This is a genomic window from Barnesiella sp. An22 (assembly GCF_002159975.1).
Taxonomy (GTDB): Bacteria; Bacteroidota; Bacteroidia; order Bacteroidales; family Barnesiellaceae; genus Barnesiella; species Barnesiella merdigallinarum.
Window position 1 is genome coordinate 14,284 of record NZ_NFJR01000010.1, and the last position, 22,226, is coordinate 36,509.

The 22,226-nt window shown below is 56.5% G+C and carries 20 protein-coding genes and 1 tRNA gene; 8 read left to right on the forward strand and 13 right to left on the reverse strand.

The annotated features are described in order from the left end of the window. Position 1: 1 nt before the first annotated feature. The 8 genes from B5F38_RS09960 to B5F38_RS09995 all read right to left on the reverse strand — a co-directional run bounded on the left by B5F38_RS09960 (position 2) and on the right by B5F38_RS09995 (position 8,519). Complete coding sequence (locus B5F38_RS09960) at positions 2–1,438, reverse strand: carbon starvation CstA family protein (protein ID WP_087409143.1); 1,437 nt, start codon at positions 1,436–1,438, stop codon at positions 2–4. A gap of 220 nt (positions 1,439–1,658) precedes the next feature. After that, on the reverse strand, positions 1,659–2,039 hold the full coding sequence (locus B5F38_RS09965; RefSeq protein WP_087409144.1) for a VOC family protein: 381 nt from the start codon (positions 2,037–2,039) through the stop codon (positions 1,659–1,661). Between the two features lie 36 nt (positions 2,040–2,075). Beyond that, positions 2,076–2,786: an MBL fold metallo-hydrolase gene (locus tag B5F38_RS09970; protein WP_087409145.1), complete on the reverse strand. Its 711-nt coding sequence runs from the start codon at positions 2,784–2,786 to the stop codon at positions 2,076–2,078. A 45-nt stretch (positions 2,787–2,831) separates the two neighbouring features. Next, positions 2,832–4,403 (reverse strand): FAD-dependent protein, encoded by a 1,572-nt coding sequence (locus tag B5F38_RS09975; RefSeq protein WP_087409146.1) that lies wholly within the window; start codon positions 4,401–4,403, stop codon positions 2,832–2,834. Positions 4,404–4,418: 15 nt separating this feature from the next. After that, the gene (radA, locus tag B5F38_RS09980) at positions 4,419–5,792 is read right to left on the reverse strand and encodes a DNA repair protein RadA (RefSeq protein WP_087409147.1); all 1,374 of its coding nucleotides are present in this window, start codon (positions 5,790–5,792) and stop codon (positions 4,419–4,421) included. A 3-nt stretch (positions 5,793–5,795) separates the two neighbouring features. Then, on the reverse strand, positions 5,796–6,554 hold the full coding sequence (locus B5F38_RS09985) for an RNA methyltransferase (RefSeq protein ID WP_087409148.1): 759 nt from the start codon (positions 6,552–6,554) through the stop codon (positions 5,796–5,798). Positions 6,555–6,618: 64 nt separating this feature from the next. Then, positions 6,619–7,602 (reverse strand): hypothetical protein, encoded by a 984-nt coding sequence (locus B5F38_RS09990; protein ID WP_087409149.1) that lies wholly within the window; start codon positions 7,600–7,602, stop codon positions 6,619–6,621. Positions 7,603–7,715: 113 nt separating this feature from the next. Beyond that, positions 7,716–8,519, reverse strand: a complete 804-nt coding sequence (locus tag B5F38_RS09995) for a tetratricopeptide repeat protein (RefSeq protein ID WP_241147848.1) — start codon at positions 8,517–8,519, stop codon at positions 7,716–7,718. 134 nt (positions 8,520–8,653) lie between these two features. On the opposite strand from B5F38_RS09995, the gene B5F38_RS10000 reads away from it, so the two are divergent. From B5F38_RS10000 to B5F38_RS10035, 8 genes are all read left to right on the forward strand, one after another. Continuing rightward, entirely contained in the window at positions 8,654–9,841 is a 1,188-nt protein-coding gene (locus B5F38_RS10000) for a clostripain-related cysteine peptidase (RefSeq protein WP_087409151.1), read from the forward strand. 36 nt (positions 9,842–9,877) lie between these two features. After that, entirely contained in the window at positions 9,878–10,798 is a 921-nt protein-coding gene (locus B5F38_RS10005; protein WP_087409152.1) for a mechanosensitive ion channel domain-containing protein, read from the forward strand. Positions 10,799–10,941: 143 nt separating this feature from the next. Next, positions 10,942–11,472, forward strand: a complete 531-nt coding sequence (locus B5F38_RS10010; RefSeq protein WP_087409153.1) for a GNAT family N-acetyltransferase — start codon at positions 10,942–10,944, stop codon at positions 11,470–11,472. A gap of 247 nt (positions 11,473–11,719) precedes the next feature. Continuing rightward, positions 11,720–13,441, forward strand: a complete 1,722-nt coding sequence (recJ, locus tag B5F38_RS10015; RefSeq protein ID WP_087409154.1) for a single-stranded-DNA-specific exonuclease RecJ — start codon at positions 11,720–11,722, stop codon at positions 13,439–13,441. Between the two features lie 195 nt (positions 13,442–13,636). Beyond that, complete coding sequence (locus B5F38_RS10020) at positions 13,637–15,544, forward strand: ATP-dependent DNA helicase RecQ (protein WP_087409155.1); 1,908 nt, start codon at positions 13,637–13,639, stop codon at positions 15,542–15,544. 56 nt (positions 15,545–15,600) lie between these two features. Next, entirely contained in the window at positions 15,601–15,966 is a 366-nt protein-coding gene (locus tag B5F38_RS10025) for a CidA/LrgA family protein (protein ID WP_143240964.1), read from the forward strand. Beyond that, positions 15,963–16,655: an LrgB family protein gene (locus B5F38_RS10030; RefSeq protein ID WP_087409157.1), complete on the forward strand. Its 693-nt coding sequence runs from the start codon at positions 15,963–15,965 to the stop codon at positions 16,653–16,655. Before B5F38_RS10025 ends, B5F38_RS10030 begins: the two co-directional genes overlap by 4 nt. Before the next feature lie 130 nt (positions 16,656–16,785). After that, a tRNA-Lys gene (locus B5F38_RS10035) sits at positions 16,786–16,858 on the forward strand. Positions 16,859–16,987: 129 nt separating this feature from the next. On the opposite strand, the gene B5F38_RS10040 is transcribed toward B5F38_RS10035, so the two are convergent. The 5 genes from B5F38_RS10040 to B5F38_RS10060 all read right to left on the reverse strand — a co-directional run bounded on the left by B5F38_RS10040 (position 16,988) and on the right by B5F38_RS10060 (position 22,213). Next, positions 16,988–17,209, reverse strand: a complete 222-nt coding sequence (locus B5F38_RS10040) for a DUF6140 family protein (protein WP_087409158.1) — start codon at positions 17,207–17,209, stop codon at positions 16,988–16,990. Positions 17,210–17,312: 103 nt separating this feature from the next. Continuing rightward, a complete protein-coding gene (locus B5F38_RS10045) occupies positions 17,313–18,272 on the reverse strand; it encodes a WYL domain-containing protein (RefSeq protein ID WP_087409159.1) in 960 nt (319 codons plus the stop codon). Positions 18,273–18,335: 63 nt separating this feature from the next. After that, a complete protein-coding gene (locus tag B5F38_RS10050; RefSeq protein ID WP_087409160.1) occupies positions 18,336–20,417 on the reverse strand; it encodes an ATP-binding protein in 2,082 nt (693 codons plus the stop codon). 192 nt (positions 20,418–20,609) lie between these two features. Continuing rightward, complete coding sequence (locus B5F38_RS10055; RefSeq protein ID WP_087409161.1) at positions 20,610–21,002, reverse strand: WbuC family cupin fold metalloprotein; 393 nt, start codon at positions 21,000–21,002, stop codon at positions 20,610–20,612. After that, positions 20,999–22,213: a glycosyltransferase family 4 protein gene (locus B5F38_RS10060; protein WP_158096871.1), complete on the reverse strand. Its 1,215-nt coding sequence runs from the start codon at positions 22,211–22,213 to the stop codon at positions 20,999–21,001. The genes B5F38_RS10055 and B5F38_RS10060 overlap by 4 nt, the downstream gene beginning before the upstream one ends. Positions 22,214–22,226 lie beyond the last annotated feature (13 nt).

Below are 22,226 nucleotides of genomic sequence, written 5' to 3' on the forward strand. Positions count from 1 at the left end.
ATCATCTTCTTAAAGATTCACGGCCCGGCAGCGAGCGTTTGAACCGAACGAACAAAACGGTTATCGCCAGCGTGACGACAAAGGCTGCACCCAGCGAAACACCGTAGGGAAGCCTGAACCCTTCGCGGGCAAAGAGTATATAGGTAACCGTCACCAGGGTCATAAACAGGGCCGGGACAAAGGTAATCCAATAGCATTTGCGTTCGCGGGCCAACCACACGGTGAGGGCCCACAGGGTGAAGACGGCCAGCGTCTGGTTGCACCAGGCGAAGTAACGCCACAGCACCTCGAAGTCGATCATCATCACCAGCCAGGCCAGGGCAAAGATGGGGAGCGACACCAGCACCCGGTTGCGTATCTTCTTCTGGGAGATGTGCAGGAAATCGGCCGCAATCAACCGGGCCGACCGCAGAGCCGTATCGCCCGAAGTAATGGGAGCGGCAATCACACCGAGCATGGCCAGAATACCGCCGAAGGTACCCAACCACCCTACCGATATGTCGTTGACCAGAATAGCCGGGGTCTTACCCGTCAGATAGTCGAAGAGCGCGGCAAACGACCCGTCGAAGAAGGCGATGGCGGCAGCCGCCCAGATGAGGGCCACGATACCCTCGACCACCATGGCGCCATAGAATACCCGGCGGCCCATCTTCTCGTTTTTCAGGCAGCGGGCCATCATGGGCGACTGGGTAGCGTGAAAGCCCGATATGGCTCCACACGCTATCGAGATGAACATCATGGGGAATATGGGATTCACGTCGGCATCGGACCGGGTGTAGGCCATGGCTTCGGTAAACTCGGGTAGACTGTCAGGGCGCAGGAAAAGCGACACCATGATGCCGATGGCCATAAAGAGCAGGGCAAACCCGAAAATCGGGTAGAGCCGCCCGATGAGCTTGTCGATAGGCAGCAGCGTAGCCAGTATATAGTAGCCAAAGATGATGGCAACCCACAGGGCCGTGGTGGTACCTTCGCCCGTGAGCAGGTCGAGCAGATTGGCAGGATTGATGACAAAGACAGCCCCCACAAGCACCATCAGGAGCAGCGAGAATACCCGCATCACCTGCTTGATGCCCACTCCCAGTTCGTCTCCTACGAGTTCGGGAAGGCTGGCGCCGTTGCGCCGCACCGAGAGCATACCCGACAGATAGTCGTGCACGGCTCCACCGAAGATGGTACCGAAGACAATCCACAGGTAGGCCGAAGGACCGTAGAGGATTCCCATGATAGCCCCGAAGATAGGGCCTAGCCCGGCGATGTTGAGGAACTGTATGAGGAAAACTTTCCACGTGGGCATGGGGATATAGTCAATCCCGTCGGTCGAAGCATAGGCGGGGGTCGTCCGGCTCGGCTCTACGCCAAACACCTTCTCGACCCAGACACCATACACAAAATAGCCTGCAACCAGCAGCAACAGGGCAATACAAAAGGTTATCATACTACAAATATACTTCTGCTTGTCAAATACTCTTTCACGAAAGAAGAATCTCGCACTCTTTCAAAATGCCATTGATACAAATCGAACGAAATCTTTATCGCCTCTTTTTCATGGAATCGTACAAAGGTAAAACCTTTTTATCATTCCGACAACCTATTCAAAAGAAAAAAGCCGCCATTCCTGCGAGAATGACAGCTTTCCTAAGTTTTTATGACGCTATTCACTCCTTCACCGGGAGCACCTCGATCCAATAGTCGTCGGGGTCGTGAATGAAGTAGAGCCCCATCGCCTCGTTTTCGAAGCAGACGCAGCCCATCTCCTTGTGGAAGGCCCGCACCTGGTCGTAGTCGCCCTCGACCCGCACACACAGGTGGCTCTCGTTCTCGCCCAGTTCATAGGGCTGGTCGTGGTCGCGCAACCAGGTGAGTTCGAGCAGGAAGGGCGACACGCCGTCGGAGAGATAGACCAGCACGAACGAGCCGTCGGCAGCCTCCTTACGGCTTACCTCGTGAAAGCCCAACGCCTTGTGATAGAAGGCAATGCTACGGTCGAGGTCGGTCACATTTACATTGAAGTGGTCGAATTTCGATTTTATCTCCATAGTCGTAGTATAAATTATAGAATGATTATAGAATAGTTATTGAATAGTCACACTGTCGCCCGTATGGCTCAACAGCACAAAGTCGGCCCCGTGCTGCCGGGCTATGGGTGCAAAGGCTTCGGCCTTGGCGACTGCGGGATAGAAGTGCATGGGCACGAAGAGCCCTACCTCGAACCGCTCGACAAACTGCCGGGCGCCCCGCATGTAGTCGCTACCCAGCCGGGCATCGACAGGAAACATGGCCACGTCGAACCGGGCCACCGTCTGCCCCAAGTAGTCGAGCTCGGCCCGATAGGCGGCCTCGGCTTCGCGCACCTCCTCCTCGGTCGACTCGTCCGTCCAGTGCCAGTTGTTCAGGTCACCGGCATGAAATATCACACGGCCGCCGGTCTCGACCTCGAAAGAGGCGCCCAGGTCGGTCGACCCGAAGGCGGTCACCCGCACCCGCTCGTCGGCAAACGACTCGCCCCGGCTCAAAAATGCCGCGTTGGGCAGATGGACCAACTCGCTGCGGCTGTCCATCTCGCGGGGAAACAGGTAGCAGATGCGGCTGTTCAGCCGGCTCCAGGTCAATATCTCGGGGTTGTAGTGGTCGCGATGCTCGTGCGACACCAGCACATAGAGCGGCTCGCCACGGCGAAGCACCTCGTCGAGGATGGCCTCGCCCCCGCGATAATAGTCGAAAACGACGGCAAAGCCATCGGCCTCGAGCAAAAAGCCACTGTGAAAAAGATAGGTCAGTTTCATCGTCTTACACTTTTCCATAAAAACGTATATACAACACGCGGCGGGTTATGCAGGTTTACCGGTAAGTCGAAGGGCCAACGCCTCGGCACAGCGTTCGCCGTCGATGGCGGCCGACACGATGCCGCCGGCATATCCGGCACCTTCGCCACAGGGATAGAGCCCTTGCAGGCGAATATGGGTCATCGACTCGCGGTCGCGAGGTATTCGTACCGGCGACGAGGTGCGGGTCTCTACCCCAATCATCACCGCCTCGCGGGTGAGGAACCCGTGTGATACCTTGCCGAAGTGCTTGAATCCTTCCTGCAAACGGGTGACGATGAAGGGGGGCATCCAGAAGTGCAACGGCGAGGCGATAAGCCCCGGCGAATAGGAGGAACGCGGCAGGTCGTAGGAGTTGCGGCGGTTCACGAAATCGGTCATACGCTGGGCGGGAGCCGTCTGTTTGCAGTTGCCGTTGAGGTAGCACTGGCGCTCGAGGTCTTCCTGAAACTTGATGCCGGCCAACACGCCATAGGCCGAGAAGCGGTCGGCAAAATCTTCGGGCTGCAACTCGACCACCATGCCCGAATTAGCCCAAGCCGAACCGCGGGTCGAAGGCGACATGCCATTGACCACAATCTGTTCGGGCCCGCTGGCGGCCGGCACCACAAAGCCGCCGGGACACATGCAGAAGGAGTAGACCCCCCGCCCGTTCACCTGGGTGACAAAACTGTATTCGGCGGCCGGCAGGTACTTGCCCCGACCGTGCGGATTGTGATACTGTATGGAGTCTATGAGTTGCTGGGGATGTTCCAGACGCACACCCACGGCGATACCCTTGGCCTCGAGCTCTACCCCCTTGTCGTGCAGCATGTAGTAGACGTCGCGGGCCGAGTGGCCGGTGGCCAGAATGACGGGGCCGGTATACTCCCGCCCGTCGGCCGTGACGATGCCCCGCACCTCGTCGCCCTCGATTATGAGGCTATCCATGCGGGTCTCGAAGTGGACTTCGCCCCCCGACTCGACGATGCGGTTGCGCATGCGCTCGATGACGGCGGGCAGTTTGTCGGTGCCGATATGCGGATGAGCATCGGAGAGAATCGATACCGAAGCGCCATGCTGGCAAAAGATTTGCAGAATGCGGTCTACGTTGCCCCGCTTCTTGCTGCGGGTGTAGAGCTTGCCGTCGGAGAAGGCACCTGCCCCACCCTCGCCGAAACTGTAGTTCGACTCGGGGTCGATGCGCTGCTCGCGACTGATGCGGGCAATATCCTTGCGACGGTCGTGCACGTTCTTTCCCCGCTCGACCACGATAGGGCGCACCCCCAGTTCAATCAGACGCAGGGCGGCAAACAATCCGGCCGGGCCGGCCCCCACCACCACTGCCTGCGGCTTACCCGATACATCGCCATAGTCGATGCGGGGAAACTCGTCGTCCTGCGGGAACTCGTTGATGTACAGGCGCACCTTCAAATTGACCATAACGGTGCGCTGGCGAGCGTCGATCGAGCGCTTCAGCACCCGCACGCTCTTCACCGTGCGTATATCTATTCCTTGCTCACGAGCCACATAGGCCGCTATATTCTGTTCGTTGGCAGCCTGCTCGGGCAAAATTCGTAATTGCAATTCCTGAATCATAATCTTCTTTCTGTTTTATCCGAAGAGTTGACGGAAGGCCTCCTCGACCTTGCGCACCGGAATCAACTCGATGGAGAGCTTCGAGGTGTCGAAACCCTTGATGTTGTTCTGCGGGATAAGCATGCGTTTGAATCCCAGCTTCTCGGCCTCGAGGATGCGCTGCTCGATGCGGTTGACGGGACGTATCTCGCCCGAGAGGCCCACCTCGCCGGTCATGCAGGTGCCGGTCTCGATAGCCATATCCATGTTCGACGAGAGGATGGCACTGATGACCCCCAGGTCCATGGCCGGGTCGTTCACCTTGATGCCGCCCGCGATATTGAGGAATACATCTTTCTGAGCCAGTTTGAACCCCACCCGCTTCTCGAGCACGGCCAACAGCATGTTCATGCGCCGCAGGTCGAAACCCGTGGCCGACCGCTGGGGCGTGCCGTATGCGGCGGTGCTCACCAAGGCCTGTGTCTCGATCAGGAAGGGGCGTACCCCCTCGATGGTGACGGCGATGGCTACACCGCTCAGCCCCTCGTGGTCTTGCGTAAGCAGCATCTCCGAGGGGTTCGAGACTTCACGCAAACCGTTCTGCCGCATCTCGTAGATGCCCAGCTCCGACGTGCTGCCGAAACGGTTTTTGATCGAGCGCAATATGCGGTACATGTAATGCCGGTCGCCCTCGAACTGCAGCACCGTGTCGACTATGTGCTCGAGCACCTTGGGGCCGGCAATGCTCCCCTCTTTGTTGATATGCCCCACGAGCAGCACCGGCGTGTTGGTCTGCTTGGCAAACTTCAGCAGCGAGGCGGCACACTCGCGCACCTGCCCTACACTGCCGGGCGACGACTCCATGGCCGTGGTGGCGATGGTCTGTATCGAGTCGATGACCACGATGTCGGGGTCGACGTTGCGGATGTGTACGAAAATATCTTCGAGCGAAGTCTCGCACACGATATAGCAGTCGGGAGCACTGCCGCCAATGCGCTCGGCGCGCAGCTTCAACTGGCGGGCACTCTCCTCGCCCGACACATATAATATTTTATAGCCTTTCAGCCCCAGGACGGTTTGCAGGATAAGGGTCGACTTGCCTATGCCCGGCTCGCCACCGATAAGCACCAGCGACCCGCGCACGAGACCGCCGCCCAGCACCCGGTTGAGTTCGCCGTTTCCCAGGTCGATGCGCGACTCCTCGGTCACCTGTATGTCGTCGATGCGTTGCGGACGCACCCGATTCTCACCCGAGAGGCTGTATCCGCTACCCGACGAGGCGGCAGGCTTCGTGCTCACCACCTCCTCGACGTAGGTATTCCATTCGCCACACACGGGACAACGGCCTATCCATTTGGCCGACTCGGCCCCGCAATTATTGCAATAGTAAACCGATTTTGTCTTTGCCATATTTTACGAAACGATTTGCCTCCGGCGAAACTCGGCACAGGTAATGGCTGCCGCCATGGCGACGTTGAGCGATTCGGAGGTGGGTTGTCCAGCCGGATAGCTGGGGATATAGAGACGGCTCCCGATGTAGGGCTCGAGCTCGGGCGATATGCCGTTGCCCTCGTTGCCCATGACGATGACACCCCGGGGAGTCAGGGTTGAACGATAGAGGTCGACCCCGTCGAGAAAGGTGCCATAGACCGTAGTGCGGTCCATCGAACCGAGAAAATCGGCCAACGGGGTATAGTAAAGGCGCACCCGGGCCAAGGCCCCCATCGTGGCCTGTACCACCTTGGGGTTGTAGAGGTCGGCCGTCTCGGGCGAGCAGACGATGTGCCGGATGCCGAACCAGTCGGCCAGGCGCACGATTGTACCCAGATTGCCAGGGTCCTGCACGGTGTCGAGAGCCAGCACCAGCTCCTGGCGCAGGGCCTCCACATCGAGCCGATAGCGGGGTATGCGGTAGATGGCCATCACGTCGGTGGGGGTCGTGAGTTGCGACACCTTCGCCATCTCCTGCTCGGTCACCTCCTGCGCCGGCCGGTCGAACGCGCGGGCATGCGCATCGATCCACCGGCGGGTAGCCAGCAGCGTGTCACACTCGAAGGCCGCCCAGGTATCCTCGACCAGTTTGTGACCCTCGGCTATGAAACAGCCTTCGTCGCGCCGTCCTTTCTTACGGGCGAGCGATTGTATGCGTTTGATTTGATTTTTACTAAGCATCGCTTATCCGATAATTCGATAACAATAGAGCCCCCGACCGAGACCAGCCCACGCGTCACGCCCCTCAATCCCGGGCGTTCATAATCCAGGCATTTTCAAAAAGGGGCTGCTCCTTGACCAGTTGCGAGAGGTATTGACGAGTCTCTTCGAAATCGTTGAACGAGGCCACATAGAGCCGCGACTTCCGCGCCGTCTCATAGATGTGCAGGTCGCACGCAACGCCCTGCTGGCGGAAACACTCAATCTGTTTCTCGGCCAATCGTTTGGAGGGAAGCGACGAAACTATGATGTAATAGGTATCGGCAGTAGCGGGTGCATCGGCTGTGATGGCCGTCGTCTCCTCGGCGGCAGGAGCAGTTTGCTGCGACTCGGCCCGAGTGTCGGGCACGTCGCCTTCGTCGAGAAGTTGGGCCGTATCGTTTGCCGTGCCGAAAAGTTCGGCCGAGAGCAAACCGGCGTAGTTGACGGTGGTATCGGGTGTATGGACGGGCTTCGACAACATCAGCAGAAAAACGATGACCGCCGCAGCTACAGCCACGGCCCGCAACGTGCGACGCGGGAACGAAATGTAGATGCGGTCGGGAGTCTTCGCCTCTTCGACCACGGCCACTTCGTTTTCGACCTCGGGCTCTTCCAGCAGATTCACCTCGACCGGGGCAAACCCAAACCGGGGATATTCGACAAAATTGGCCTCATCGGCACAGAAACTCAACCCGCCGTCGCGCTGTACGAAACGGCCCAGCCGACCCAACCGATATTCGCCATCAGCCTCGATGGCCCGGCGAATGGAGCCGACCTCGCCGTCGAGGGCTTCGCGAGCCTCGTCGTACGACAGAAAACCGGCACGCATCACCGAGCGGAGCAACCGCTCGTCGTCGCCTGTCTCGCCGGGGAGAAACCCGATACTCCGCACCGGGGGCAAAAACGAACTCCCGTCGGGCAGCAGTCGAGCTTCGCGGTAAGTAACCGTAAACACACCCAACTCGGGCACCGAAACCCGGTCGTTGTGCAGCAACAAATATTCAATATGACGCGCCAGTTCAATCATACAACAAAGGTACGCATTTTCTTTCGTCGGCGCAATAGGTGGGGAAAAAATCTTTACATTCTTTCGGCGGCAATCAGGGTCTGCCTCCTGCACGAAACAGACGAACCTACCCGCTACTCCTCTTGCCGGAGCAACTGCTCGGCCGACTCCCGGTCGTACCCCAGCTCGACAGCCCGCTTCAAATCGGCCTTGGCCGACTCCCGTTCATACCGGGCCAACTTACCCAACGCCCGCAACACATAGACCACCGGGTCGTCGGGGTCGAGCTCCATGGCCTTCTCTATATCCTTGTCGGCCTTGGCATATTGCCCGGCAAAGAGGTAGGCTTCGGCCCGCCCTACATAGAGAATCTCCTTCTCGGGGTTGAACTTGATGACCTGCGAATAGACCTCGATGGCCTCGGGGTAGTAGCCCATCACCTTCAGCAGCGAAGCAAAGCCGATGCGACCGTTGGCACTGGCGGGATTGATTTTGAGCAGCCGCTCGAAGTCGGCCCGGCTCGAAATCGTATCGCCCCGCCCCAGCTCGATAAGTCCCCGCTGGTAGAGGGCATCCTCGTCGGAGTCGTCAATCATCAATATCTGACTGTAATCGTTATAGGCCAGGTCGATGCTGTCGATTTCGGAATAGAGGGCCGCCCGGTTGCGCAGCAGCGTGACCGAGTTGGGGGTCATCAGCAGACCGTTGGAGTAGCTTCTGAGCGCCTCGTCGTATTTGCCGGCATAGCGCTGCACGGTGCCCAGATTCGACATCAGCAGCGAGTTCTGGCCGTTGGCCGGTTCGGTACGCAACGCACTCAGCAGGGCATGCTCGGCCCCGGCCCAATCCTTGGCCTTGATGCAACTGTCGGCCTTCTCGACCCACTGGTAATAGCTTTGCGCCCACAGCCCCAAAGGCAAGAGTAGAATCAAAAACAAAAATCCAAGTTTTTTCATACCCGATATTTTACCTAACAAAGGTACAGGTTTAGACCTTATTCTCCCACTCCGGGATTCTAAAAAGTACTCAAAAAAAACAGTCCTTGAAAAAATTTCTGTTATTTTTGCGAATTATGAAGAGATTCGATACAATATTCCTTTTCCGCCCGAGCCTTTGGGATCTGTTTTTGCTGGTAGCCGTCGCCTCGCTTCTGACCGCATGCTGCAAAGACGACGAGCCCGAGCCTGTCCCCGTAGACCGCACGGTGCTGGTCTACATGCTCTCCGACAACAGCCTGGGCTACTACGGGTATGACACGCAAAACATCAAAGAAATGCTGCAGGTGGCCCAGGCCGGCGAACTGAACGGCGGCAATCTGATTATCTATCGCGACGGTGGCGACACCAATCCGCAACTGATTCAGATAAAGCGCGATGCCTCGGGGCAGGCCCAAAAGGTGATTGTGAGGGAGTACCCCAACCGCAACTCGGCCACCGGCGAAGTGTTGAGTGCAATCGTCGACGAGACCATCGAGCTGTTCCCCGCCTCGGAGTATGGCCTGATACTCTGGTCGCACAGCACCGGATGGGTGCCGGGCAACTCATCGTTGGCCCTCTCGCGCAAACGGTGGACGGGCCCCCTTACCCGCTCGTTCGGGCAAGACGGTTCAAACTACATGGAGCTCGACGAACTGGTCAGGGCCCTGCCCGACCATCGGTTCCGGTTCATCCTCACCGACGTCTGCTTCATGGGCAGTGTCGAGTGCGCCTACCAGTTGCGCAACAAGACCGACTACTACATAGGCTCGGCTGCCGAGGTGATGGGGACCGGCATGCCCTATACGCTCACCATCCCCCTGCTCTTTGACTACCGGCTCGACCTGAGCAGCGTGTGCCACGCCATCTATACCTACTACGACGGACTCTCGGGGGCCTATCGGACAGCTACCACCAGCCTGATTGACTGCAGCAAACTCGAGGTGCTGGCCGACGCCACACGCACCATCTTCGCAGCCCACAGCGAGGAGGCCGCCCCCGACCTCACCCAGGTGCAGCACTTCGACCGCCAACGGCCCTACATCTGTTTCGACCTGCGCGACTACCTGTCGAAAATTGCTACGGCCGACGAGATGAGCCTGCTCGACCAGGCCCTGGCCGCTACCGTAATCTACCGGGCGGCTACCCCCTCGATTCTGGGAACAGTGCCCGTCAACACGCACTGTGGCTTGAGCACCTATGCCTTGGGAAGCGGCGACGCAACCCTCGACAGCTACTACACCACCCTCGACTGGTACCAACAAGTCTACCCGATTGCCAATTAAGAAACCAATAAAAACCATTAACCCTATATTTTACGTATGTCTATTCTCAATTCGCTATTGACCTTGTGGGCACAAACGCCCGACCTGCCGGCTCCCGAAGAGGTAGCCCAAACCTGGCAACAAAAGCTCTCGTCGCTTTCGTCGCTTTCGTTCGAACAATTCATGGAGCAAGCCATCTCGGCCATTTTGCACGGTCTGGTGAAGGTAGCCATCGCTCTGGCCGTCTTCTTTATCGGCAAGTGGATTATCAACCGCATCCACAGCTTCGTGGCCAAAGCCTTCGTCCGCCGCAACGTGGAGCTCTCGCTGCGCACCTTCCTGCTGAGCCTCATCCGCATCATACTCATGCTTATCCTCATCGTCATCGTCATCGGTATCCTGGGCATCAACACCAGCTCGTTCCTGGCCATCTTTGCCTCGGCCGGTCTTGCCGTAGGTATGGCACTGAGCGGCACGCTGCAAAACTTTGCCGGCGGGGTGATGATTCTCCTCTTCAAGCCCTACAAGGTGGGCGACTTCATCGAGGCGCAAGGCTACTCGGGCACCGTCAAGGAGATACAGATATTCAACACCATACTCAACACACCCGACAACAAAACCATCATCATACCCAACGGCGGGCTCTCGACCGGCAGCCTCAACAACTACTCGAAAGAGGGGCGCCGCCGCGTAGACTGGAAGATAGGCATCGCCTATGGCGACGACTTCGACACGGCCCGCACGGTCATCCTGCAACTGCTCGCGGCCGACAAACGGGTACTGACCGAACCGGCCCCGTTCGTGGCTCTGAGCAGCCTGGCCGACAGCGCCGTCGAGGTGACCGTTCGCGCCTGGGCTGCCGCCAGCGATTACTGGGGTGTCTATTACGATTTCAACGAGCAGGTATACAAACAGTTCGAGAAGTACAACCTGCACTTCCCCTACCCGCAAGTCGATGTGCACATGATCGACCAGTAACCGGTACGACACAAACACATTATCCCCGGGAGGCAACCTGCAAGATGGTTGCCTCCCGTTTTTTTTCAAGGAAATAGCCCCCACCCGTATACAACGGTCGGCCGTTTATTCGTATATTCGTGCCCTAAAAAAGAGACGATACGATGATACGCGAGGTTACCCCACACGATGCCGACGCCATTACGGCCATCTACAACGAATATATACTGCACAGCACCATCTCGTTCGAGACCGAACCGCTCACCCCCGAAACCATGCGCGACCGCATCGCCCACATTGCCGACCACTACCCCTACTTCGTAGCCGAAGAGGCGGGCACCGTAGTCGGTTACTGTTATGCACACCCCTGGAAAGAGCGGGCCGCCTACGGCCACACGCTCGAAACCACCGTATACCTGTCGCCTCTCGGCCAGAACAAGGGATTGGGCCGGGAACTCATGCTCCGTCTTATCGAGGAGTGTCGCCGGCAGGGCTATCGGGCCCTGATTGCCTGCATCACCGGCAACAACGAGGCCAGCCGCGCCTTCCACCTGCGGCTCGGATTCGAACAGGTATCGCTCTTCAAAGAGGTAGGCCATAAATTCGGGCAGTGGCTCGACGTAGTCGACTACGAGTTGCTGCTGGCTCCGCAAACCGCTCCCGACCCGACCGAATCGGCGACGTTAAAATTTTGAAGATTTACAATTTTAATGCGCAAAAACGGTTCAACATTGAATGTCTTTTTATAACTTTACGCCAATAATGAGGTGAAAAAGGACTGTCTGTAAGCAATTACATCTCCTGCTCATTGCTATATAAATGTGGACAAGGCAGATAGCTGGGCCGAAGTCCATTTTTCCCGCTGGACACCACCGGGCTGTCTGGCTTTTAGCAGCCGGTCGTTGCGGGAACCGAGAGCGATAAAAAATAAAAAAAATATAAATGATAAGTAAATGGAATTACTTACCCCTAACATCCAACCAACAACAGATAGCCCAGAGATTAGAGGCCCGATACCCACGGGTCCCTGCGCTCTGTAAACTACTGACTCAACGAGGGGTAACTTCTGTCGCCGAAGCGGAGAAGTTTTTCAAACCCCAACTGTCCGATCTGCATGACCCGTTCCTCATGCGAGATATGGAGAAAGCGGTAGTTCGGCTCAACCGCGCATTAGGGAGTAAAGAAAAAATTATGATTTATGGCGATTACGACGTGGACGGAACGACGGCCGTATCGCTGGTATACAAGTTCTTGCAGAATTTCTACTCGGGGCTCGACTACTACATCCCCGACCGCTACGACGAGGGTTACGGCATCTCCGACAAGAGTATCGACTATGCCGCCCAGAACGGCATCACGCTCATCATCGCCCTCGATTGCGGCATCAAGGCCGTGGAGAAGATTGCATACGCCAAGAGCAAAGGCATCGACTTCATCATCTGCGACCACCACATGCCCGACGACCAGTTGCCCGACGCCGTGGCTATCCTCAACCCCAAACTCGAGGGAGAGACTTACCCCTACAAACATCTGTCGGGCTGCGGCGTGGGGTACAAGTTCATGCAGGGTTTTGCCCTGAACAACGGCATCGACATAGCCGCCGACCTGGAACCGCTGCTCGACCTGGTGGCCGTGAGCATCGCCTCAGACATCGTGCCCATCACCGGCGAGAACCGCATCCTGGCCTATCACGGCCTCAAGCGGCTCAACTCCAACCCCAGCATGGGACTGCGCGGCATCCTGAAGGTGTGCGGACTGAACAACAAAAACATCACCATCAGCGACATCGTCTTCAAAATCGGGCCCCGCATCAACGCCTCGGGTCGCATGCAGTCGGGCAAAGAGGCGGTAGACCTGCTGGTGGCCAAAGATATGGCCGGCGCCCTCGAAAAGAGCCAGAACATAGACCAGTACAACGAGAACCGCAAGGAGCTCGACAAGCGCATCACCGAAGAGGCCAGCAAGATACTCGAAGAGCATGTCGACATCAACCACCGCAAATCGATTGTCATCTACAACAAGGATTGGCACAAAGGCATCATCGGCATCGTGGCCTCGCGCCTGACCGAACTCTACTACCGCCCGGCCGTGGTGCTCACCCTCTCCGACGGACTGGCTACCGGCTCGGCCCGCTCGGTACAGGGATTCGACATCTACAAGGCGGTGGAGTCGTGCCGCGACCTGCTCGAGAACTTCGGCGGCCACACCTACGCCGTGGGTCTCTCGATGAAAGAGGAGCACATCAAGGAGTTTACCGCCCGCTTCGAGGAGCATGTGGCCAAACACATCCTGCCCGAACAGATGGAACCCCAAATCGACATCGACACCGAAATCGACTTCAACGAAATCACCCCCGAGTTCTTCGCGCTGCTCAAGCAATTCAACCCCTTCGGACCCGGTAACCAGAAGCCCATTTTCAGCACCCGGCACGTGACCGACTACGGCACGAGTCGGCTCGTGGGCAAGAAAAACGAACACGTGAAACTGGAGTTGGTCGACAGCAAGTCGAAGAACATTATGAACGGCATCGCCTTCAACATGAGCCGTCACTTCGACCACATCAAGGCAGGCAAACCGTTCGACATCTGCTACACCATCGAAGAGAATACCCACAACAGCGGATCGATACAACTCTTTATCAAAGATATACGCCCCTCGGAATAACCGAGCGGAGGCTAAACCGCATCACGGCAGAGGCACGGCAACCGACCCGGATACCGTGCCTCTGCTGTTTTTATCGGCTTCCGCTATCATGCCAGGCCCCCTACCGATTTGCGGCTTTGCTCCAATTTTCGTCACCCGATTTCTATATCGTAATAGATAAAATTGTATTTTTGCAGTCGATTTTCAAGGAAAGGCATGCAAGAGCTTATCTACGAAATATTGAAGAAGTATTGGGGATACGACCGTTTCCGCCCTATGCAAGAGGAGATTATCACCTCGCTGCTCGACGGACACGACACGCTGGGACTCATGCCTACCGGCGGGGGCAAGTCGCTCACCTTCCAGGTACCCACCCTCTGTCGCGAAGGGCTCTGCCTTGTCATCACTCCCCTCGTGGCCCTGATGAAAGACCAGGTCGACAACCTGCGCGCCCGGGGCATACGAGCCGCCTGTATCCACGCGGGCATGTCGCGCCGCGAGATGGTGGTCACCTTCGACAACTGCCTCTACGGACGATTCAAGTTTCTCTACATCTCACCCGAACGCATCGACACCGAGCTCTTCACGGCCCGCATCAAGGGGTTGCCGGTCTCGTTTATCGTCGTTGACGAGGCACACTGCATTTCGCAATGGGGCTACGACTTCCGCCCCGCCTACCTGAAGATTGCCCAGATACGCCACACCCTGCCTCACGTTCCCGTGCTGGCACTCACCGCCACGGCTACTCCGCGCGTGGCCGAGGATATACAACAGAAACTCGACTTTCACGACGGGCGCGTATTCCGCACCCCCTTCACCCGCCCCAACATCTCGTATGTCGTGCGGCAGGGCGAGGACAAGATGCAGCAACTGCTGCGCATCCTCACCCGGGTGCCCGGCAGCGCCATCGTCTATGTGCGCAACCGCAAGCGCACCAAAGAGGTGGCCGAGGCGTTGACGCGGGCCGGCATCTCGGCCGACTACTACCACGCCGGTCTGGGACAGGAGGAGAAGAACGAGAAGCAGCGCCGGTGGAAAGAGAACGAAACGCGGGTAATGGTATCGACCAACGCCTTCGGCATGGGTATAGACAAGCCCGATGTGCGGGTGGTGGTGCATCTCGACATGCCCAACGCTCCCGAAGAGTATTTTCAGGAGGCAGGCCGGGCCGGTCGTGACGGGGCCCGCGCCTACGCCGTGCTGCTCTATGCCCGGCGCGACAAGGCCAACCTGCACAAGCGACTCACCGAGGAGTTTCCCGACAAGGAGTTTGTGCTGAAGGTCTACGAGCGAGTGAGCAACTTCCTCGAGATTGCCCTCGGTTGCGGCATGGATTCGATATTCGAGTTCAACCTGAAGCGCTTCTGCACCACCTTCAACTACACCGCCACGCCGGTGCTCAATGCCTTGAAAATACTCACCATATCGGGCTACATCGAGTTTATCGAAGAGACCGACACCCTCTCGCGCGTGATGATTCTGGTGCACAAGGAGGAGCTCTACAACCTGCGCGACTGCGACCCGCAGACCGACCGCGTGCTGCAATGTCTGTTGCGCTCCTACACCGGGCTCTTTGCCGACTACATATACATTCACGAAGATCTGCTGGCCCAGCGGCTCGGCATCGACCAGCATGCCGTCTACGAAGCACTGCTCAAGCTGAACCGTCTGCATGTGCTCCACTACGTGCCCCGGCGGCGCACCCCCTACATCGTCTACACCCGCGAACGCATGGAACCCCGCTACGTGCACATCACCCGCGAGGCCTACGAAGAGCGACGCAAACGCATGGCCGACCGCATCGAGAGCATGATTACCTATGCCACCTCGACCCGCTGCCGGCAACAGATGCTGCTCGAATACTTCGGAGAGAAAAGCGACTACGAGTGTGGCTGTTGCGACAACTGCATCGAACGGCGCAAACACGAGCGCCCCTCGATACAGCGCCCTGCACAGATAGCCCGGGCCGTGCAGCAGGTAATCGGCACCGGCACCGTAAGCCGCAACCGGATAGTCGACTCGCTCCCCTATCCCGAGGACGAAGTGATCGAAGCCCTGCGCTTCCTGCGAGATGAAGGATTCGTCGTCTGCGAAGACGAAATTCATTATAGAAACAAGGAATAAAAAGAGATAAAAAAAGATTTAGGTATTTAGGTATTAACAAGTAAGGTTTTAAGAAAATGATTAAAGGTTTTTGCTACATCATGCTCTTCTATGTACTGGGAGAGATGGTAAGCCTGCTCATCGGGAAACTCATTCCCGGCAGCGTGTGCGGCATGATACTGCTGTTCCTGGCACTCACCCTCAAGTGGGTACGTCCGCGCGACGTCGACAAGGCCGCCTCGGCCCTCACCCGCAACATGGCCCTCTTCTTCGTCCCCGCCAGCATCGGACTCATGCACGAGTACAAGATACTCATGAGCAACTGGGTGGTCCTGCTCACCGTCTCGGTAGTGACTACACTGCTGGTCATCATCGTGGTGGGAGTCACCGAAGAGCATCTCGACCGCAAACTGTCGCGCAAGAAAGGAGGGGTTGAGCAATGAACGCCATATTCTCCTCCACGCCCTTCATCCTGCTGCTGGTTCTGGGCAGCTATCTGGCCGGTTGCAAACTGCATCAGAAAAAACATATCGCCCTCTTTCACCCCCTGCTGGTAGCTATGGTGCTCATCATCGCGCTACTCTCGCTGCTCGACATCGACTACGACACCTTCTGCGCCGGCAGCAGCTTCATCAGCTTTCTGCTGGGCCCCTCGGTCGTTGCCCTGGGATATGCACTCTACGAACAGATCGAGCAGATACGGGGCAAAGAGATTCCCGTGCTCACGGCCGTCTTTGCCGGAGGCATCGTGGGCATCGTGAGTGTCATCGCCATCTGTCGGATGATGGGAGTCGACGAAGCCATCACCTCGTCGCTGCAACCCAAGTCGGTTACGATACCCATCGCCATCTCTCTCTCGGAGCATTCGCACGGCATCCCCTCGCTCACGGCCGTCATCGTATTTGGTTGCGGATTGCTGGGCGGCATCATCGGCCCGGCCGTACTCGACCGCTGCCACGTCAACAGCCGCGTAGCCCGCGGTCTGGCTCTGGGTTCGGCTGCCCACGGACTGGGTACCGCCCGCGCCATCGAGCTGGGAGCCGTCGAGGGAGCCATCAGTGGCCTGGCCATCGGTCTGATGGGTGTCATCACCTCGCTCCTCATCCCGGTGTTCGAGACCCTCATGCGCTGACAATCAATCCCACGACCGTGAGTCATGGGCCCCAGAGCGAAAAATAAATAGAATATTTTGGGGCTAACCCTTGTATATTCCAATAAAAGGCGCTATCTTTGCAACGCTTTTACAAAAAGCACCAAGGTTAGATTCGCTAGCTCAGCTGGTAGAGCACAACACTTTTAATGTTGGGGTCCTGGGTTCGAGCCCCAGGCGGATCACCGAAAAGCAAGACACTCCGATAATCGACCGATTACCGGAGTGTCGCTTTTTTAAAGTCCCCATGTTACCTTCGCCGAGGCGGGGCAACCAGCTCCCCCACCCCACGAGGAAAGAGTATCCCCTCTGTCTCAATCCAAAGCCCGAAAGTTGAAATCGGACTTATTGCAACAGGCCTTTTGATAGTCAAATCCATAGAGACGCATGTACGCCTCTTTGATCTCTTTGGCCCCGTTGTAGAACGGATCGGCGGTGTGTAGCTGAGTGGTTACGGTTACCTCCATTTCGGGAGTCAATACGGTGCCGTTTACCCGTCTGATTTTTTTCGGCGTTACTTTAAATACCCTTGACATATCGATTTTTCGTTTTAAGTGAAACATTTTTGATTAACGGTATGACAAAGGTAACCTCACCGATATGCCGGAACGAAGCACAGGTGAAAGCATTTTACCAAATTTATTCCAAGGGCTTATTTCCTTGTTTCAACAAAGATATCCCCTCCTCTATCGGGAGTGTCGGGTGGTATCGTTGCCATACCTCCCGGGCCAACTCGCACATTCGCTTTTTGACCCACTCGGGCTCCACCACCTCTACCTGCCCCGCCTGCTGCAACAGCAGTTGCATGAAGTCGAAGGTGGGGCGTACCCACAACTCGAAGGTAATCGACTTGTCGTCGCGGGCTATTTCGCGCTGCGACGCATGCAGCGGCAGAGTCTTGATATACCAGCGGGCCCAGTCGTAGGTCTTGATGACTACCCGGTCTATCCCTATATCGTCATCGGCCATAATGCCTACACACCCCTCGAAATAGTGGTCGATGTCGAAATCGGCGGGAAGCTCGAAAGGCTTGTCGGTAATCCCGACGCTCAACATGCGGTCGAGTGCATAGGTGTAAATGACGTTGCGTTTGGGACTATACCCGATGAGATACCAGCGACGACGAACCACTTTGAGGTGATAGGGCTCAACCTCGAAAGTATAGGCTTTCGGCTTGCTGAAGGACTGATATTCCAACTCGACCACCCGATTCTTGCGCATCGCCTGCAGGAGGATTTGCAGGTAACGGCTGCCCGAGGGTATCTGCTCGAACGAGATGCGGCTCTGCAAATGGCTGTCGGCCTGCACCTGGTTGAGGGTGGCATACGAGTCGATGAGCCACGAGCGCAGGTTGTTGCCCTGCAGCTCGTCGTCGGCTATGTAGTAGCCATAGCCGGCCTTGGGGTCGCACTCGACAATCACATCGAAGATGGTCTCGATGGCCTCCTTGTGGTTCATAAAGGTACGCCACGGGAGGCACTTGCCGTCGCCCAGGCCCGAGTCGGCCCAGGCTTCGCTTATCTGCCGGAAGGTGATGCGGGGGTGATTCTTAATGAGATCGACAAGCCATATATATCGGCCGAATTTGTTAGCTGCCATAGAGGTTAATGAATTATATTGGGTGAAGTTACGGTTTTGTTATGAAAAAATCAAGCATAGCCTTTATCGATTGAAGCCAATCTTTCCGCTCGACCCGCCCCGGCCTATCTTCTCCTCGTTACAGATTCGGATAAGATTCTCCCACGAGGGGGCAGTGCCGTCGACCACCTCGGTCAGGGTCACCTTGCGCACGATGTTGTCTATCTCGCCACCGCTGAAGTTGTAGGTCGCGGCCAACCGGGTAGCCTGCTCGTCGGTGAGCACGGGCAGTTTGTCGAGCCAGATGTTTCGCTTGGCCTCGACCGAAGGCTTGTTGAAACGTATCTTGAAGAGGAAGCGCCGCTCAAAAGCCTTGTCGAGATTGTCGACCAGATTGGTCGTCGCAATCAGAATCCCGTCGAGCGTCTCCATCTCTTCGAGAATAATGTTTTGGATGGCATTCTCGGTCTGATCGATGCTACCCCTTCCCGTCAGATTCTGGCGGGTGGAAAAGAGGGCATCGGCCTCGTTGAACAACAGGATAGGCTTTTGTGCCGAGTGCTTGCATATACTGCGATAACGGGTAAATATCTGCTTGACTATCTTCTCGCTCTCGCCATACCACATGCTCTTGGAGGCGCTTATATCGACATGCACAATATCGCGCCCCGACTGACGGGCCCACTGCATGACCGACTCGGTTTTGCCCGTGCCCGGCTCTCCATACAGCAAGACGGCTATTCCCCGGGGGAGCGATTTGGCCTCGAGGCGGTCGACCAATGCCCGATAGTTCTCTTCGTTCAACACGTTGCCTACCAGCGACAGCTGCTCCTGCTCTTCAGGCGAAAAGAAGAGCCGTTTTTCCCGAATACCGGATGCCCGAATCAACTCCTTGTCATCGATCTTCTCCACAAAAAACCGGGCATCCTCTCCGAAATAGAGCTCTTTCCCCCGGTCGGTGAGTATCAGTTTCGTCTGTTTCCCGAAGAAACTGCTCTCGGTTACCATCTCGATCAGATCGAGCCGCTGCAACTTGTGAGACCCACTTTTGAAGAGGCTCAAATTGGCACTGCAATCTTTCGGGGAATAGATAAGATTCAACACCATGGGCAGCTCAACCCCCGATCCATCGATGCAACCTTCGCACGCCAGATAGAACAAGATTCTGTAACCGGGCTCTTCAATCAGGTTCTGCACTTTGGCCAGGCTGGAGATGTGATGGTTGTCCTTCTCCATCGCAACCAGTTTTGCTTCCATTCTATAGGTATCCCTCGCGGTTTTGGTTCCACGCCTGGAGCGGTCGACATACTCCTCGACCATTTTCGCAAAGCCATAACAATCGCTCTCTACATTCGTCTTGAGCCGCTCAAAATCTTCACCCAGGAAAAGGCGCTCCCCTGCGGTTGTAAGTTCCAGATACTCCTTGTCTACCAGCTCCATCAATCCGGCGACAACCAGCGGATGTTCTCTGGAGAGTAAAGCATACTTTGCCTGTAAGCGTGCCCCATAGTTCTTATAGATATCTTCCAGAATATCATCCACATCCGAACTGCTATTTTCGGTAAAACCGAAACACAGTTTATAAAAGATTGCTCGCTCATCCAGTTGAGGCACTACTCTCTTCAACTCTTTCACCAGCGACATCCCGGCATTCTCCCGCTCCAGAAACTCGATACATTTCAGAGAATCAACATCAGAAGAATTTCGATTTTGCAGCACCGTGTCGACCGCCTCGCAAAAGTCATATTGATTAAACACATTTCCCGGCATATACTCTTTCGGATGGGGCATCTTGTTTTCCAGGATAGACTCGATTACATAATCGGGTATTATGAACATCTGTTCTACCACTCGAAATTCACTCCTGTTGGTCTGTACCACCAGATGCTTTCGAACCAACGACCGGATAGCCACTACATACTCCATCATCTGCAACAGCGTACAACCGAAGTAAGCGACCAGGTCGTTCAAGTCGTTCTTCCGCCCTCCGCATCCACAATCAAAAAGAGCCGTAAAGACAACAGCCTCATCCACATTATCCAAATGAAAGCGAGCCTGCACCTCGCCCAACAACCCCGAAAGCTCTTCCCCGGTAAGTCCCTTGAGTTTCCGATTGTGCAATTTCGAAGCCGTCAGTTTAAGCAGTTGAATCATCGTTCTTTCCATACTTTTCTAAATTTATGCCACAAAGTTACATATGGGCATATGCCAAAATATAGCATAGGTTTGGAGAGATGCGAAATTTTTTCATATCCCGGCAACAGCTTCACCGCCATCCCTGTACGCACCGAGGGCAACCTGTCGGCCAGATAGACCGACGGGTCGCCCTCGGAGAAAACGGGATAGGTAACCAGGTACCTACTCCAGTATGTCGGCCGGAGCCAGAGGCATGTAGGGACCGTCTTTCACCTCGAAGATGACGGTACCGCTGCACAACACCTCGATGGTGTGCCACTGCCCGCGGGGAATGTTCACGCCATAGGCTCCCTTCGTGGGATCGAGTTCGTAATGGGCCGTCACCTGACGGTCCTCGTTGTAGAAGTCGACATTGAGCCGGCCCCGCAACACGACATAGGTCTCGGCCGTGTGCATGTGGCGGTGTATGGGCAACACCGTGCCCGGCTCGAGCGCATTGAGCAGACGTTGCGCAGGGGCGTCGAGCGTCTCGTGAAAGTTGTAGTTCATGCGCAACCGGGGGCTGGCCTGGGCTTCGGCCGTCACCTGGTCGAGCAGTTTCTTGTCGATAATCATTTTTTAGCTCCTTTCTTTTTGTAGTTTTCGATGGTTCCGAAGAGGTCGTTCATACACTTGTCTCTTCTGAAATGGCGCTGGTAGTAGTGGTATCCGTTGCGCCCCTTCTGCTCGAGCTCCTGCTTGGGGACCCGCGAAATGGAGAGCACGAGGCGCACCATCTTGTCGATAGAGTCGGCATTGGCACCATAGCCGCACCGCGCCTCGCGGACCACCGACTGGGCCTCGCCGTTGGCCATCACCAGCACGGGCTTGGCATTGAGCATATAGGCCTGCAGCTTGGCCGGCAGGGTCACATTGAATGCGTTGTTGTTGCAGAGCGAGAGCAACATGATGTCGGCTTTCTTGAAAAAGGCCGACATGTACTCTATCGGATAGCGTTTGTAGAGATGGACCGTATCTTCCATTTCGCGGCTCTGCACAAACTGCTGCACCCACTTCTTCTTGCGGCCGTCGCCGATGAAAATCCACTGGATGCGTTTGTCGTCCTTCAACCGCTCGGCCACACGCATCACGTTCTCGAGGTTCTGGGCCTCGCCCAGATTCCCGGCAAACATGATGCGGAACCCATCGGGCAACGGGGGCAGCTGATCTTCGCTCACCTCATCGCCCTGCAAGGCATCTTCACCCCAGTTGGGCAAGTCCTCGATGCAGTCGTTGCGCACGCCGCGCTGCTGCAACAGCGACCGCACGCCGGGGGCCGCGATAAAGATCTTGTGACAGTTGCGATATATGCGGCGCATGATTTTGTCGACGATGCCAATGATGTATTTGTTGGTGATGCCACCGGCTGCCAGACTCTCGGGCCACACATCGAGCAGCCAGAAGTAGATGGGTATGTGCTGTATCTTCTTGGCCAGCACGGCGGGAATGCCGATAAAGGCCGGCGAAAGTTCCTGCACGAAGATGAAATCGAACTTCTTGCGGAGCACAATGCTCAACGTATAGATAAAGGTGAAGAAGAGGCTCGACACGTAGTTGAGCACCATGCGTATGGCCCGGCCGTTGCCGCGCGGGATGACCGGCACGCGTATCACGTTCACCCCGTTGACTACCTCGCGCCGGCGGCGCCACATGCCATACCCGTCGTAGAAACGGCCCTGCGGGTAGTTGGGGATACAGGTGATGACCGTAACCTCGTAGCCCCGCTTCACCATCTCGAAGGCTACGTCGTTACCCCTGAAGGTCTCGGGGTAAAAATAGTTGGTCAAAAGCAGACAGCGC

Excerpts from the sequence above, each read along its gene's own strand:
- B5F38_RS09960 (WP_087409143.1), bottom strand. The coding sequence starts at position 1,438 with ATGATAACCTTTTGTATTGCCCTGTTGCTGCTGGTTGCAGGCTATTTT.
- B5F38_RS09965 (WP_087409144.1), bottom strand. The coding sequence starts at position 2,039 with ATGGAGATAAAATCGAAATTCGACCACTTCAATGTAAATGTGACCGAC.
- B5F38_RS09970 (WP_087409145.1), bottom strand. The coding sequence starts at position 2,786 with ATGAAACTGACCTATCTTTTTCACAGTGGCTTTTTGCTCGAGGCCGAT.
- B5F38_RS09975 (WP_087409146.1), bottom strand. The coding sequence starts at position 4,403 with ATGATTCAGGAATTGCAATTACGAATTTTGCCCGAGCAGGCTGCCAAC.
- radA (WP_087409147.1), bottom strand. The coding sequence starts at position 5,792 with ATGGCAAAGACAAAATCGGTTTACTATTGCAATAATTGCGGGGCCGAG.
- B5F38_RS09985 (WP_087409148.1), bottom strand. The coding sequence starts at position 6,554 with ATGCTTAGTAAAAATCAAATCAAACGCATACAATCGCTCGCCCGTAAG.
- B5F38_RS09990 (WP_087409149.1), bottom strand. The coding sequence starts at position 7,602 with ATGATTGAACTGGCGCGTCATATTGAATATTTGTTGCTGCACAACGAC.
- B5F38_RS10000 (WP_087409151.1), top strand. The coding sequence starts at position 8,654 with ATGAAGAGATTCGATACAATATTCCTTTTCCGCCCGAGCCTTTGGGAT.
- B5F38_RS10005 (WP_087409152.1), top strand. The coding sequence starts at position 9,878 with ATGTCTATTCTCAATTCGCTATTGACCTTGTGGGCACAAACGCCCGAC.
- B5F38_RS10010 (WP_087409153.1), top strand. The coding sequence starts at position 10,942 with ATGATACGCGAGGTTACCCCACACGATGCCGACGCCATTACGGCCATC.
- recJ (WP_087409154.1), top strand. The coding sequence starts at position 11,720 with ATGATAAGTAAATGGAATTACTTACCCCTAACATCCAACCAACAACAG.
- B5F38_RS10020 (WP_087409155.1), top strand. The coding sequence starts at position 13,637 with ATGCAAGAGCTTATCTACGAAATATTGAAGAAGTATTGGGGATACGAC.
- B5F38_RS10025 (WP_143240964.1), top strand. The coding sequence starts at position 15,601 with ATGATTAAAGGTTTTTGCTACATCATGCTCTTCTATGTACTGGGAGAG.
- B5F38_RS10030 (WP_087409157.1), top strand. The coding sequence starts at position 15,963 with ATGAACGCCATATTCTCCTCCACGCCCTTCATCCTGCTGCTGGTTCTG.
- B5F38_RS10040 (WP_087409158.1), bottom strand. The coding sequence starts at position 17,209 with ATGTCAAGGGTATTTAAAGTAACGCCGAAAAAAATCAGACGGGTAAAC.
- B5F38_RS10045 (WP_087409159.1), bottom strand. The coding sequence starts at position 18,272 with ATGGCAGCTAACAAATTCGGCCGATATATATGGCTTGTCGATCTCATT.
- B5F38_RS10050 (WP_087409160.1), bottom strand. The coding sequence starts at position 20,417 with ATGGAAAGAACGATGATTCAACTGCTTAAACTGACGGCTTCGAAATTG.
- B5F38_RS10055 (WP_087409161.1), bottom strand. The coding sequence starts at position 21,002 with ATGATTATCGACAAGAAACTGCTCGACCAGGTGACGGCCGAAGCCCAG.